General features: G+C 70.0%; 11 protein-coding genes. 5 read left to right on the top strand and 6 right to left on the bottom strand.

Annotated elements, in window-relative coordinates:
* Positions 1-20: 20 nt before the first annotated feature.
* From AB5J87_RS09050 to AB5J87_RS09040, 3 genes are all read right to left on the bottom strand, one after another.
* Entirely contained in the window at positions 21-1,943 is a 1,923-nt protein-coding gene (locus tag AB5J87_RS09050) for a hypothetical protein (RefSeq protein ID WP_369375866.1), read from the bottom strand.
* Positions 1,940-2,293 (bottom strand): 4Fe-4S dicluster-binding protein, encoded by a 354-nt coding sequence (locus AB5J87_RS09045; protein ID WP_369375865.1) that lies wholly within the window; start codon positions 2,291-2,293, stop codon positions 1,940-1,942. The genes AB5J87_RS09050 and AB5J87_RS09045 overlap by 4 nt, the downstream gene beginning before the upstream one ends.
* Positions 2,294-3,018: 725 nt before the next feature.
* Positions 3,019-3,963, bottom strand: a complete 945-nt coding sequence (locus AB5J87_RS09040; protein WP_369375864.1) for a sigma-70 family RNA polymerase sigma factor — start codon at positions 3,961-3,963, stop codon at positions 3,019-3,021.
* A 238-nt stretch (positions 3,964-4,201) separates the two neighbouring features.
* Between AB5J87_RS09040 and AB5J87_RS09035 the strand changes: the two genes are divergently transcribed.
* The 3 genes from AB5J87_RS09035 to AB5J87_RS09025 all read left to right on the top strand — a co-directional run bounded on the left by AB5J87_RS09035 (position 4,202) and on the right by AB5J87_RS09025 (position 8,444).
* Positions 4,202-6,391, top strand: coding sequence for an MMPL family transporter (locus AB5J87_RS09035; protein ID WP_369375863.1), 2,190 nt, complete (start codon positions 4,202-4,204; stop codon positions 6,389-6,391).
* 200 nt (positions 6,392-6,591) lie between these two features.
* Positions 6,592-7,356, top strand: a complete 765-nt coding sequence (locus AB5J87_RS09030; protein ID WP_369375862.1) for an SDR family oxidoreductase — start codon at positions 6,592-6,594, stop codon at positions 7,354-7,356.
* Positions 7,357-7,532: 176 nt separating this feature from the next.
* A complete protein-coding gene (locus tag AB5J87_RS09025) occupies positions 7,533-8,444 on the top strand; it encodes a sigma-70 family RNA polymerase sigma factor (protein WP_369375861.1) in 912 nt (303 codons plus the stop codon).
* Positions 8,445-8,559: 115 nt separating this feature from the next.
* Here the strand turns inward: AB5J87_RS09025 and AB5J87_RS09020 are convergent, their stop codons facing one another.
* From AB5J87_RS09020 to AB5J87_RS09010, 3 genes are all read right to left on the bottom strand, one after another.
* Positions 8,560-9,288 carry a gamma-glutamyl-gamma-aminobutyrate hydrolase family protein gene (locus tag AB5J87_RS09020; RefSeq protein WP_369375860.1) on the bottom strand — a complete coding sequence of 243 codons (729 nt, stop codon included), beginning with the start codon at positions 9,286-9,288 and terminating at the stop codon, positions 8,560-8,562.
* A 42-nt stretch (positions 9,289-9,330) separates the two neighbouring features.
* On the bottom strand, positions 9,331-10,158 hold the full coding sequence (locus AB5J87_RS09015; protein ID WP_369375859.1) for an NAD(P)H-binding protein: 828 nt from the start codon (positions 10,156-10,158) through the stop codon (positions 9,331-9,333).
* Between the two features lie 291 nt (positions 10,159-10,449).
* Complete coding sequence (locus AB5J87_RS09010; protein ID WP_369375858.1) at positions 10,450-10,905, bottom strand: VOC family protein; 456 nt, start codon at positions 10,903-10,905, stop codon at positions 10,450-10,452.
* A 196-nt stretch (positions 10,906-11,101) separates the two neighbouring features.
* On the opposite strand from AB5J87_RS09010, the gene AB5J87_RS09005 reads away from it, so the two are divergent.
* Both AB5J87_RS09005 and AB5J87_RS09000 read left to right on the top strand, forming a co-directional pair.
* The gene (locus tag AB5J87_RS09005; protein WP_369375857.1) at positions 11,102-11,431 is read left to right on the top strand and encodes a hypothetical protein; all 330 of its coding nucleotides are present in this window, start codon (positions 11,102-11,104) and stop codon (positions 11,429-11,431) included.
* The gene (locus AB5J87_RS09000; RefSeq protein ID WP_369375856.1) at positions 11,416-12,918 is read left to right on the top strand and encodes an FAD-dependent monooxygenase; all 1,503 of its coding nucleotides are present in this window, start codon (positions 11,416-11,418) and stop codon (positions 12,916-12,918) included. The genes AB5J87_RS09005 and AB5J87_RS09000 overlap by 16 nt, the downstream gene beginning before the upstream one ends.

The raw sequence follows: 12,918 nt of genomic DNA, 5'->3' as shown, positions 1-12,918 counted from the left end.
AAGGGCGGTCGGGCCGCCGGTCACGGAACCTGCTGCGGCTGCTTGGCGCTCGCCGCCGCCGCGGCCTGGACCGACTTGAGGTGCCATTCGGAGTCGAAGGCGGTGACCTCGATGTCCTCGCCCCCGGCGACCAGCGCCGCGGCGGCGCTCATGGCGCCGGCGATGAACCCCGAGGTGCGGTGCGCGGCGAGCAGGTCCGACTCGTCGAACGGGGCGCCCTCGCAGCGCAGCAGCCGCAGGTCCATGAACCCGTTGAACTTCTGGCCCATGACCTCGACGGACTGCGGGCTGCGGATGCTGAAGCGCACCTTGGCCGCGACATGGCCGTGGTGGTGCTGGTCGGAGTAGAAGGCGACGTCGGGGATGGTCGGCGGGATGAAGTGGTCGCGCTCCACGACCGCGGGCACCTTGGGCAGGTTGCCGGCGATGAAGTGCCAGGAGTTGTACTGCATCCGCGACGACATCGCCCAGGCGGTGTCGGCCAGTTGGAGCACCGAGTCCTCGAAGTAGCGCTTGGCCGCGGGGGCCGGCACCACACAGCAGAAGAAGTCGGTGATGTCCCACTTGGTGATCTCGGTGTACGCCTGCTCCCGCAGCGCGCGCATGAGTTCGGGGATCGAACGCATCCCGCGGCTCATGGCGAAGTCGGCCTCGAACACCTCGGCCGCGCCCGCCACCGTCTCGTACACCAGCGCTTCCAGACCCGTGCCGAACTCGCCGTACGGCCGGGCGAGCCACTCGGGGGCGGCGGTGAGGCTCTCGCCGAGCTCGGCGAAGGTGGCGCCGGAGACCGGCAGCCGGTCGCTCAGCCGCGCGGCCAGCTCGGCCTCGCGCCGCTGGGACGCCTCGCCGTAGGGACCGGCCAGCCGCTCGATCTTGTGCATCAGGGCGCCGTGGATCTCGCGGTAGAGCTGGGCGTTGGGCAGCACGTGCCCCATCCGGCGCTCGCGCAGGGCGACCGCGAGGGCGTTGAGGGCCTCCACCCGGTGCGCGGGCGCGGCCGGGACGGGCTCGCCGCCGGGCACCGCGTTGTAGTTGAGGCGGGTGCGCTCCAGCATGTACGCGAGGTGGTCCAGGGTCAGCTGGGTGCCGTTGGCCTCCTCGATCCGCCCGGCGCCCGCCGAGCGCACCAGCAGGGTGAGGCAGACCACCAGCATCGCGTCGTGGTCGGACCAGTCCTCCATGGGGACGCCGAGCAGGCTGCTGAACGTCTCGCCGGGGTGGCCCGCCCAGAGGGTCTTGCCGATGAGGTTGTTGCCCTCGCGGAAGTTGGTGTAGAGCTTCCCCTCCTGGTGGAGGACGAAGGGCGCGGTGCGCAGCGCCGACTCCCGCACGGTCTCCAGGAGTTCGTCGCGGGCCTGGGTGCCGAGCGCCGCCAGCCACTGGCGGCAGTCGACGACCTGGTCGGCGTAGCGGGTGGCCGCGCGGTCGACCTCGCTCTCGTAGTCCAGCAGGTCCTGGGCGGACCACGGCACGTCGATGACGCCGTCGACCAGGGTCTCCTCGTCGGCGAGCGGGCCCTGCGAGGGGACGCGGACGACGATGCGCCCGGTGGTGGTCAGGCCCAGCTCGCCCAGGAACGCGGGGCGCGCCCGTTCGTCGCGGGCCGGGGCGGGCAGGTCCTGCTCGCGCCAGGAGATGCCGCAGAGCACCTTCAGCGCGGCCTCGTCGGCGGTGCGCAGCGCGCGCAGCTGGACGTCGGCGGGGACGTGGCCGTCCAGGGTCAGCAGGATCTCGACCGCGCCGCGCAGGTCGGGGGCGTCCACGGCCCGCTCCCAGGCGCGCTTGAGGAGGGTCGGGAAGCCCGCGTCCTCGTCCTTGACCCGGTCCGGCTTGGGAGTGGCGCCGGCCACCGCGCCGATGCGGCTGGGGCGGCGGCTCTGTCGCTTCTTGGCGTTGATGGCCCGGCGTGAAGTGCCGTTGCGCTCGGCGAAACTGGTCATGACGCACCCTCGGCGGTCAGCGAGATGTGGTTCCACATCTCATCGGTCGTCGGCGTCCAGTCCTCGTCCACGTAGATGCAGTCGACGGGGCACTCCAGGACGCACTTGGGGCAGCCGGAGCAGAGTTCGGGAATGATGACGACGTCCAGCCCGTTGTCGAATATCGCGTTGAACTCCGGCGGGCAGGCGCGCAGGCAGGTGTCGCAGGTGATGCATTCGGCGCGCTCGATGCGGCGCGGCGGCTTCTTCCACGTTTCGCTGCGCGTGCGCTCGGCGATCACCTTGTTACGCCCGGACACCGAGCCTTCCACCGTCTCGTCCAGCGAGTCGTCCGAAGTATTCGTGGGCATTCGGCCCCCCTCTTGTCCTTTTTCGCTCGTGACCACGGTAAGAGAGCATCAATAGCTGTGCCGCAGTGCGGCGACGACGGCCAGAATTACATGGGGCCCGGCTCCATGGGAACGGCGGGCAGGCGGTGTGCAGGCACGGAGCAATTGCTCGGTGGATTCCTGCTGGAGGGAATCTCGAACCTGTCGGATGCCGATAATCCCGCGTTCGCCAGGGGGACGCAATGCCCGCTCGGGCAGGGGGCGCGGGCGGGTCAACCGTACGAAGGTATACGGGATCCGGGCCCGTGCAACCGCGGAACTATCGCAGTCGAACACCTTGCGTGCAAGGCTCGATCTGTCAACTCCGTGCACCTTGTCTTACCGGTGTCACGGTACCGCTTTCCGGGTCTTGTGTCCGTTATCCGTGGCGTGCACATTTGCGCGCTCACAGCGCATTGCCGGGCACCGTGAGATCAGGGCACCCTTTCTTATCCGCGACGGCTATAGGGAATCCCGAGCCATCGTTGATCAATGGTCCGCGCAAAGTGATCGACATTACCCGGGGTACGGCGCTCCGGGGCGGGCGGGAGAGGCGCGCGGACCGCCCGGACAACACCGCGGCGCGCCGCCCGGGAAATGCCCGGTGGCGCGCCGCGGTCGGCCGGGCGCCGCCCCGGCCGCGGCCGGGGCGACGCCCCCTTGTTCTGTTGTGCCCGCGCCTTCCGCCGTTCCCGCGGAAGGGACCGTCAGGAGGCTTCCGGCCCGCCCAGGATGGTCAGGTCGAGCGCGCCGATCCGCTCGGGCGCGGCCCGCATGTCGATCCCGGTGATCCGCTCGTCCACGACCGTGAAGCCGAAGACCACCCGGGGCTGTCCGCGCGGCGCCCACACCGCGCCCACCGTGCCGTCCACCAGGGCCAGTTGGGCGTAGCGGGCCCGCCCCGAGAACGTCTTCGCCACCGAGCTCGCGCCCCGCACCTCCGTCGGCGCGCCCACCGCCACCGCCTCCGGGTCGGCGTACAGCACCACGTCCGGGTCGAGCATCGCGATCAGCGACTCGAAGTCGCCGCCGCGCGAGGCCGTCAGGAAGGCGTCCACGAGCCGGCGCAGCCGGTTGCCCTCGTCGGGCAGCGGATCGACGCTGCGCACCCGGCGCCGCGCCAGCTCGGCCAGCTCCCGGGTGCGGGCCTCGTCCACGCCCACGATCGGGGCGATCTCGTCGTAGGGCAGCCCGAACAGGTCGTGCAGCACGAACGCCATCCGCTCGGCCGGGTCCAGGGCCTCAAGCACCACGAGCAGGGCCAGCCCCACCGAGTCGGCCAGCATCTCCTCGTGCACCTGCCCCATCACGGCCAGTTCGGCCGCGAGTTCCCGGGGCACCGGGTCGGCCAGGTCGTCGGGGGCCCGGCGGGCGGCGGGCACCCGGGCGCCCAGCGGCGCCACCGGCTCGGAGGAAACCGTTCTGCGCGAGCGCAGCCGGTCCAGGGAGACATTGGCGACCACCGTCATCAGCCAGGCCGGCAGACCGCGCACGCCCTCGTCCGAGGGATCGCCGCCGTCGACGATCTGCATCCAGGCTTCCTCGACGGCTTCGTCGGCCTCGTTCAGCGTCCCCAGCATGCGGTACGCCACCGCCCGCAGATGCGGCCGGTTCTCCTCGAAACGCCGTGCCAGCCATTCGCCGTCGTCCATCGGTCACATTCCTCCGTCGCGCTCCGTCAGTGAGTGACGAACGCGTCACGGTCACACCCTCTGGCCACGTTCCGTCATATCAGTGACGAACAAAACCCAGCTCATGTGACAGGAAGAGGTACCCCGATCGAGTCGAGGCGATCGGGCCGTACAGGGGAGGCCCCTCGAACGACCAGAGTTCGACCGAGACCTGAGCGCGCCACGGCCGCGCAGGACTCCCGACCCTTAGCGAGCAGTCATGACGACGCATCCTCCATCACCCAGGCAGTCCGTCGAGGAGCCGCCGCCCCCGTCCACGACTTCGTTCGTCCACAAGTACGCGCGGGCCATCGTCGGCCGCCGCTCCAAGTGGGCCGTCCTCGTGCTGTGGGTGCTGCTCATCGGCGTGGGCGGATCCCTCGCTGCCAAGCTCGGTGACGTCCAGAACAACGAGGCCCAGACCTGGTTGCCGAAGAACGCGCAGGCCACCAAGGCGGTGAAGATCGCCGAAGACTACTTCGCGGACAAGGGACGGCTCGGCGCCGTAGTCGTCTACGCGCGCGAAGACGGCCTCACCGAGGCCGACTTGGCCAAGGTCAACAGCGACCGGGACAAGTTCGTCAGCAACAAGATCGCCGCGGCGGCGATCCCGCCGGTCACGGTGGCCGCCGACCACAAGGCCGCGTTCCTCAGCGTGCCCGTCAAGTCGGACAAGGCCAAGAACAGCGTGCTGGGCGACGGGGTGAAGGATCTGCGCAAGGCGGCGCAGCAGAGCGCTCCGGACGGCCTCGACGTCAAGATCGCGGGCCCGGCCGGCAGCATCGCCGACTTCATCGATGTCTACTCCGGCATGGACGGCGCGCTGATGGGCGCGACCATCGGCCTCGTCGCGATCTTCCTCCTGTTCACCTACCGCAGCCCCATCCTCTGGCTGATCCCGCTGATCTCGGTCTTCCTGGCCAGCCAGGTCGCCAGCGCCGTCGTCTATCTCCTCGCCAAACACGCCGGGCTGACGGTCAACGGGCAGAGCGCGTACGTCCTCATCGTCCTGGTGCTGGGCGTCGGCACGGACTACGCGCTGCTGCTGATCGCGCGATATCGCGAGGAGCTCCACCGCCACGAGGACCGGCACGAGGCGATGGAGTACGCGCTGCGCCGCTGCCTGCCCGCGATCACGGCCTCCGCGGCCACCGTGGGCATCGCCACCATCTGCCTGGTGTTCGGCTCGATGAACTCCACCCGGGGCCTCGGCCCGGTCGTCGCCCTCGGCGTCGTCATCGTCTACTTCGCCATGACCACGCTGCTGCCCGCGTTCCTGGTGATCCTGGGCCGCTGGGTCTTCTGGCCGTTCACCCCGCGCTACTCCGCGGAGTACGTGGACGCGGCCGTCGAGAAGGAGCACGGCTTCTGGGGCCGGATCGCCGGCTTCGTCGGCCGCCGGCCGCGCCCGATCTGGATCGGTACGGTCGTCGTCCTCGGGGCGCTGGCGTTCGGCGCGATGTCGCTGTCCACCGGCCAGACCCAGGCCGAGCAGTTCACCAAGAAGGTCGACTCGGTGGCGGGCCAGGAGCTGCTCTCCCAGCACTTCCCGGCCGGTTCCTCGGCGCCCGCCGACGTCTACGTCAAGGACGCGGGCGCGGCCACCGCGCTCTCCACGGTCCAGGGCGTCCCCGGGGTGACCAGCGCGACCACGGTGGCGTCCCGGAACGGCTGGACGCACATCGAGTCCGTCCTGAAGAACGCGCCGGACACCCAGGCCGCCCGGCAGACCGTCGACCGGATGCGCACCGCTCTCGACCACACCTCCGGCGAGGCCAAGGACGCGGTGGTCGGCGGCCAGACCGCGACCGCGCTCGACACCTCCAACGCCCAGGGCAAGGAGGAGAAGGTACTGATCCCGCTCATCCTCGCGGTGGTCCTGATCATGCTGATCATCCTGCTGCGGGCGCTGGTGGCACCGCTGGTGCTGCTGGTGTCGGTGGTGCTCTCGTACACCGCGGCGGTGGGCGCGGCGGCGCTCCTGTTCCACGCCGTGGGCTACCCGAGGATCGACCGCGGGCTGCTGCTCTTCGGCTTCCTGTTCCTGGTGGCCCTCGGCGTCGACTACACCATCTTCCTGATGACCCGGGCCCGGGAGGAGGTCGCCAAGCGCGGCCACCGCGACGGCGTCCTCACCAGCCTCACCGTCACCGGCGGTGTGATCACCTCGGCGGGCCTGGTGCTCGCGGCCACCTTCAGCGTCCTCGCGGCGATCCCGACGGTGGCCTCGCTCCAGCAGGGCCTGCTGGTCGCGGTCGGCATCCTGCTGGACACCTTCATCGTCCGCAGCCTGCTGATCCCGGCGCTCGCCCTGGAGCTCGGGCCCAGGTTCTGGCGCCCCGGCCACCCCGAGCGCGCCGAGGCGGACCTCCCGCTCGCCCGGCACACCGAATCGGCCCGGCTGGGCTGAACCCGTCCGTACGTACGGAAGCACACCGGCCCGTACGTACGGGCCCCGCCCACGGGCGCACCGCCTCCCCGCGGAGACGGTGCGCCCGTGGCCCTTTCGCGGCCGGGTCCGGGGCCGCCGGGGGAGCCGGCCGGAACCCCCGCGTCACACTTTCGGCGGGCGGCTCGTCAATGAGGCGACACTTCGACGGAGGAGGAGCCATGACGTCGCCCATCCTGGTGACCGGCGGCACGGGCACGCTGGGACGACTCGTCGTCGCACGGCTGCGGGAGGCCGGTGCGGACGTCCGGGTACTGAGCAGGAAGAGCCGCCCGGACGAGCCGGGCATCGCCTTCGTCACCGGCGATCTCGCCAAGGACGAGGGCGTCGCGGCGGCGGTCGAGGGGGTCGCCGCCGTGGTGCACTGCGCCAGCGACAAGAAGGGTGACGCCGACGCCACCCGCCATCTGGTCCGCGCGGCTGCCGGGGCCGATGTCCCGCACCTCGTCTACATCTCCATCGTCGGCGTCGACGACGTCTCCTTCGGCTACTTCAAGTCCAAGCTGGAGTCGGAGCGGGTCGTCGCCGAGGGCGGGGTGCCGTGGACGCTGCTGCGGGTCACCCAGTTCTACGACTTCATCCTCGACGGCGCCCAGAAGGCCCGCAAGCTGCCGCTGGTGCCGGTGCCCGCCGGTTTCCGGGTGCAGCCGATCGACCCGCAGGAGGTGGCGGTGCGCCTGGCCGAGCTGGCCCTGGCCCAGCCCGCCGGGCGGGTGCCCGACCTGGTGGGGCCGCAGGCGACCGACGCGGTGGAGATGATCCGGACGTATCTGAAGGCCGTCCACAAGGGCGCCCCGGTGGTGCCGCTGTGGATGCCCGGCATCGGGAAGATCCGCTCGGGCGGGCTGCTGCCGAAGGGCCCCGCCGACTCGTACGCCACGGCCCGGGTGACCTGGCAGGAGTTCCTGGCGGCGAAGCTCGGGTGAGGGCGCGGGGGCGGGCCGCGGACCGGCGGCCCGCCCCCGTCCGGAGCCCGGAGGGGAATTCGTATGAATTGCCCAAACTTTCAACCGAAAATACCGTGATCTGAGCTTGTGTGATCTGTCCCATAGGCTGGGTTTCGCAGCACGTGAAGACGTGCCCCGGCGGAGGAATGTGAACGATGGACGAGACTGAACGGCTGGCGGAGCGCTTCGAGGGCCATCGCACCCATCTGCGGGCGGTCGCCTATCGGATGCTGGGCTCGCTGAGCGAGGCCGAGGACGCCGTGCAGGAGTCCTGGTTCCGGCTCAGCCGCTCGGACGTCAGCGCCGTGGACAACCTGGGCGGCTGGCTGACGACCGTCGTGGGCCGGGTCTGCCTGGACATGCTGCGCTCGCGCGAGTCGCGGCGCGAGGACCTGCTGGGCGAGCGCCCGCCGCCGGTCCACCACGCCCATGCCGCGCGCGAGGCCCTGGACCCCGAGGAGGAGGCGGTGCTGGTCGACTCGGTCGGCCCGGCGCTGCTCGTGGTGCTCGACACGCTCTCCCCGGCCGAGCGGCTCGCCTTCGTGCTGCACGACATGTTCGCGGTGCCCTTCGACGACATCGCGCCGGTCGTGGGGCGCTCCACCATCGCGACCCGCCAGCTCGCCAGCCGGGCGCGCCGGCGGGTGCAGGGCGCCGAGGCCGCGCCCCCGGCCGACCGGGGCCGCCAGCGGCAGATCGTCGACGCCTTCCTCGCCGCCTCGCGCGGCGGACGCTTCGACGAACTGCTCGCGCTGCTCGACCCCGAGGCCGTGGTCCGCGTCGACAGTGCCGCGCTGGCGATGGGCGGCAGCGGCGCGCTCGGCGCCCAGTCGGTCGCCAAGATCTTCTCGGGCCGGGCCCAGGTCGCCCGCCTCGCGCTGGTGGACGGGGCGCCCGGTCTGGTGTGGGCGCCGAACGGCAGCGTCAAGGTCGTCTTCGACTTCGTCGTGGTCGACGGCCGGGTCACCGCCATCGACATGCTCGCCGACCCGGAGCAGCTGGCGGAGCTGGACGTCACGATGCTGGAGGAGCGACTCCCGTACCCCGAAGGCTCCCCGCGCGGCTGACATCACCCGTCCAGGGAACACCAGGAGGCGCGGCACGGCCATCGGACCGTACCGCGCCTGGGTCGTTCCTTGAGCGGATTCCGAGTGGCGGGGGCCGGGCCCCCGCCACCGCGGGTCACGGGCGGCGGACCGACATCCGCTGGCGCGCCGCCTCGGCGAGCGCGATGAACGGGCTGTCGTCGTCGGACTCCTCGGCGTGCCACTGCACCCCGACCGCGAACGGGTGGTCGTTGACCTCGACGGCCTCGACCGTGCCGTCCTCGGACCAGGCGGTGACCGTCAGGCCCTCGCCGACCTGGTCGATGACCTGGTGGTGGTGGCAGGGCACGACGTCCTTGGCGAGGAACTTCGCGAGGTGGCTGCCGGGTTCCAGGCGCACCTTCTGCTGCCCGTACTCCTTGCCGCCGGGGGAGTGGTTGTCGTGGCCCACGATCTCCGGCAGGTGCTGGTGGAGGGTGCCGCCGCGCAGGATGTTCATCAGCTGCTCGCCCCGGCAGATGCCGAGGGTGGGCAGATCGGTGGCCAACGCGGCTTCCAGGAGCGCCAGTTCGTGCCGGTCGCGGACCTGGTCGTTCCAGCCGGTCTTCTCGTGCTTTTCCTGGCCGTAGAGCGCGGGGTCCGCGTCCGGGCCCGCCAGCATCAGCAGTCCGTCGAGCCCGGCGACGGTCTGCTCCACACCGGGCTGGGGAGCCAGGAGCACCGGTATGCAGCCCGCGTCGGCGACCTTCTTGACGAACGTCTGCGGGACGAACGTCGCGTCCATCTCGAAGATCGCGAATTTGATCTGGGTGACGACGGCGGTGATTCCGATGACGGGCCGGCGTGTGCGGTCCAGCGAGTTCAAGGTCTCATTGACGGCGGAATGCACAGTGCACCTCACAAAGTGTCAGAGCTGGAGAACGGGGCGGAACTCCGCCTCGTGGTGGACGATCCACTCGGCGTACGTGTAGGGCGGTCGGCCGAGGACCTTCTCGACGGTCGGGAGGGTGTCCGCGACGGCTCCCAGCAGGGCGGCCCGGCGTTCCAGCAGCTGCTCCGCCACGTACGGGGACAGGTAGTTCACCATCTGGGCCAGGACCCGTTCGCGCGGAACCTCCTGGAAGCGCAGGGGAATGCCGAGGGCCCTGCCCAGCATCTCGACCCGGTCCGCCTGGCTGAGCGACTGCGGCCCGGTGATGGCGTGGACGTGTCCGGACTCCGCCGTGAGCAGCGACCTCACCGCGACCGCCGCGATGTCGCGCTCGTGGATCGGAGCCATCGCGGAACTTCCGTACACACCGTGCACCACCCCGCTCTTGGCGATCTGGGGTATCCAGAGGAGATCGTTGGACATGAACGCGCTGGGACGCAGGAACGTCCAGGACATCCCCGACTCGGTGACCGCCTTCTCGCACGCGATGTGCGGTTCCTCGGCAGCATAGGCGACCGCCTCGGACGACAGCATGACGACATGTTGCACCCCGGCCGCCGCCGCCGCGTCGACGGCTCCCTGCAACTCTCCGAACACCGGCCAGAGGTAGAGCCGGTCCACTCCGCGCAGTGCCTTCGACAGCGTTTCCGGTCTCGCGAGGTCGGCGGCGACCACCTCGACATCCGACGGAAGCGTCGACTTCGAGGGGTCGCGGGCGATCGCCCGGACCTGTTCCCCCGCCTCCAGCAGCTCCAGAACGATGTTTCTGCCGACGTTCCCGTTCGCGCCGGTTACCAGGATCATGCGTTTCTCCCGTGGTCAAAGGGATGTGCGAGGACATTTGCCAGTGCAACGCGATATCGGTCGTGTGAGCAGAATGCCGGCACCCGGAAGTGGGCAGCGCGTAGCCAGGGGAAAAGGCGAACGGGAGAGACGGGGGCGGACCCGTGGGGCCGCTGGGCGGGGCGCGGCGGGGCGGAATGCCGAAAAACGTGGCCGACCCGCGGGGGCGGGGACGTCGACAAAGGTGCGTGCGGGTACAAGTCGGCCATGAGGCGCTGAGCCCCATGGCCGACGGTCGAGCGGTGGTACGGCTTACTTGACCTTGCTCTCGGAAAGGTTGATCCGCCAGGAGACACCGAACTGGTCGTTGACCCAGCCGAACTTGGCGCTGAACCCGTACGTCCCCACGGGCATGATCACCTCGCCCTTCGCGGCGAGGCCCTGGAAGACCCGGTCGAACTCCTCGTCGGTGTCGCACTGCACGTAGACGGCCATCGCGGGGGAGAACTTGTAGGTGTCCCAAGGGGCGTGGTCGGAGCCCCGGGCGCCGTCCGGCGGGATGTTGATGCACATGAACTGCTGCCCGGCGAGCGTGAACACCGCGTGCTGGAGGGTCCCCTCCACCCACCCCGGCTCACCTGCGCGGGCGCGAATGGTGTTGACCACCTCTGAGTCGTCGAAGAGCGAGGTGTAGAAGTTCACCGCCTCCTCGGCATCCTGCGGGAACGCCAGAAAAACCGTGAGCTTCTGCGTGACGGCAGAGGACATCGTGAGCTCTCCTTATTAAGTCTGGTGTTCTGCGCCGAGAAGCCTTCAGCAGGCAATTCGCTCCGTCAAGAGGGCAACCGCGGAAACATCGAAGTCGAGCGGCGGTCGATCTTCGGTCCCGGTGCGGTTCTAAAACCCGAACACTACCGGCCGGTATTGCGGAACCAGCCATTTCGGTATCCTCTTCGTATTCAGAATGATCAATTCCCTTGATCTTTGTTCTTCGCTTTATCGTGCGCCCCGGAAAAGGATCTTCGGAAAGGATCTAGGAAAAGGATCCGGGGAAAGATCTAGGGAAAGCGAAGACTTCGTTCCCCTTGACTCCTTTGATCGCGCGGTTGCAGACTTCTTCGGCGGCCCGAAAGGTCTTTTCGGTGTGCCGCAGAGCATGATCACATTCAACGCCCCGTTTCCGGGCTCGTTGGCTGCACGGCGCCATTGCGAGGCGTTGCGAGTTGATTCCCGAAGTGCTGAATCGGATCTCGCATATCTCATCCAGGAGGGCGAAAAATGGGAACAGGCGTGATCATTTCCGGGGCAGGGCCGGTCGGTCTCATGCTGGCGGGCGAACTCCGGCTGAACGGCGTTGACGTGGTTGTCTACGAGCAGCGGGCCACCCCCAGCGGGGAGTCACGGGGCGTCGGATTCACCCGGCGCGCCGCCGAGGTCTTCCACCAGCGCGGCCTGCTGGCCCGCTTCGGAGACATCGAGATAGGCAACGAGGGGCACTTCGGCGGCGTCCGCATCGACTTCACCGCCCTGGAGGACAACCACTTCGGCATCCGCGGCGTCCCCCAGTACCGGATCGAGGAGATCCTGGAGGCGTGGGTCACCGATCTGGGCGTCGACGTGCGCCGCGGCCACGAGGTAATGGACTTCGAGGAGGGGCCGGACGGCATCACCGTGGTGGTGGACGGGCCGGACGGGCGGATCGAGCACTCCGCCCAGTACCTGGTGGGCTGCGACGGCGGGCGGTCCCGGGTGCGCAAACTGGCCGGCATCGACTTCCCCGGCCGCGAGGCGACCCGGGGGATGTACGTGGCCGACGTCGTCGACCGCCCCGACATCAAGCCGCGGGTGATCGGCGAGCGCGTCGACGGCGGCATGGTGATGGCGATCCGGCTGGAGGAGGGGGTGACCCGGATCATCATCCACCCCGCGAAGCTGACGCCCCGGGACAACAGCACGCTCACGTTCGCCGAGATCGCGGACTCCTGGCAGGAGTTGACCGGCCAGTCCCTGCACGGCGCCGAGACGAAGTGGGTGAGCGCGTTCACCAACGCCACCCGCCAGGCGGCCGAGTACCGGCGCGGCCGGGTCCTGCTCTCCGGCGACTCCACCCACATCCACATCCCGGCCGGCGCCCAGGGGCTGAGCGTCGGGGTCCAGGACGCGGTGAACCTCGGGTGGAAGCTGGCGGCCACCGTCAAGGGCTGGGCGCCCGAGGGGCTGCTCGACACCTATCAGAGCGAGCGGCACCCGGTGGGCGAGAAGCTGCTGCGCAACACCCTCGCCCAGGCGTCGCTCTACCTCACCGGCGACGAGATGGAGCCGATGCGCCAGGTGATGCGCGAGCTGGTGCAGTCGCCGGACGCGGCCCGGCGCCTGGCCGGACACGTCAGCGGGCTCGGCATCCGCTACGACATGGGCGGCAGCACCGGACACCCGCTGCTCGGGCTGCGGATGCCGGACCGCGAGGTGAAGCTGGCGGACGGCTCCACCAGCCGGGTCTCCGCACTGCTGCACCCCGCCCGCGGTGTGCTGATCACCGCCGACGGCAGCCGGGGGGCGGCCCGGCTCGCACAGGGCTGGTCCGACCGCATCGACATCGTCTCGGCCACCTGGGCTGACCGGGTGGACATCGTCCCGGACGGCTGGGTGCCGGCCGATACGGTCGAGGGAACGCGGCCGGACGCCGTTCTGCTCCGCCCCGACGGCCATGTCGCCTGGGCCTCGCCGGACGGTGGCGAACTGCTCGACGCGCTCGCCCGCTGGTTCGGTTCGCCCCGCTGA

Origin of the sequence: Streptomyces sp. cg36 (assembly GCF_041080675.1) — a bacterium.
GTDB lineage: Bacteria > Actinomycetota > Actinomycetes > Streptomycetales > Streptomycetaceae > Streptomyces.
Note: the sequence above shows the minus strand (reverse complement) of the source record. Positions and strands in the feature narration are given on the sequence as shown.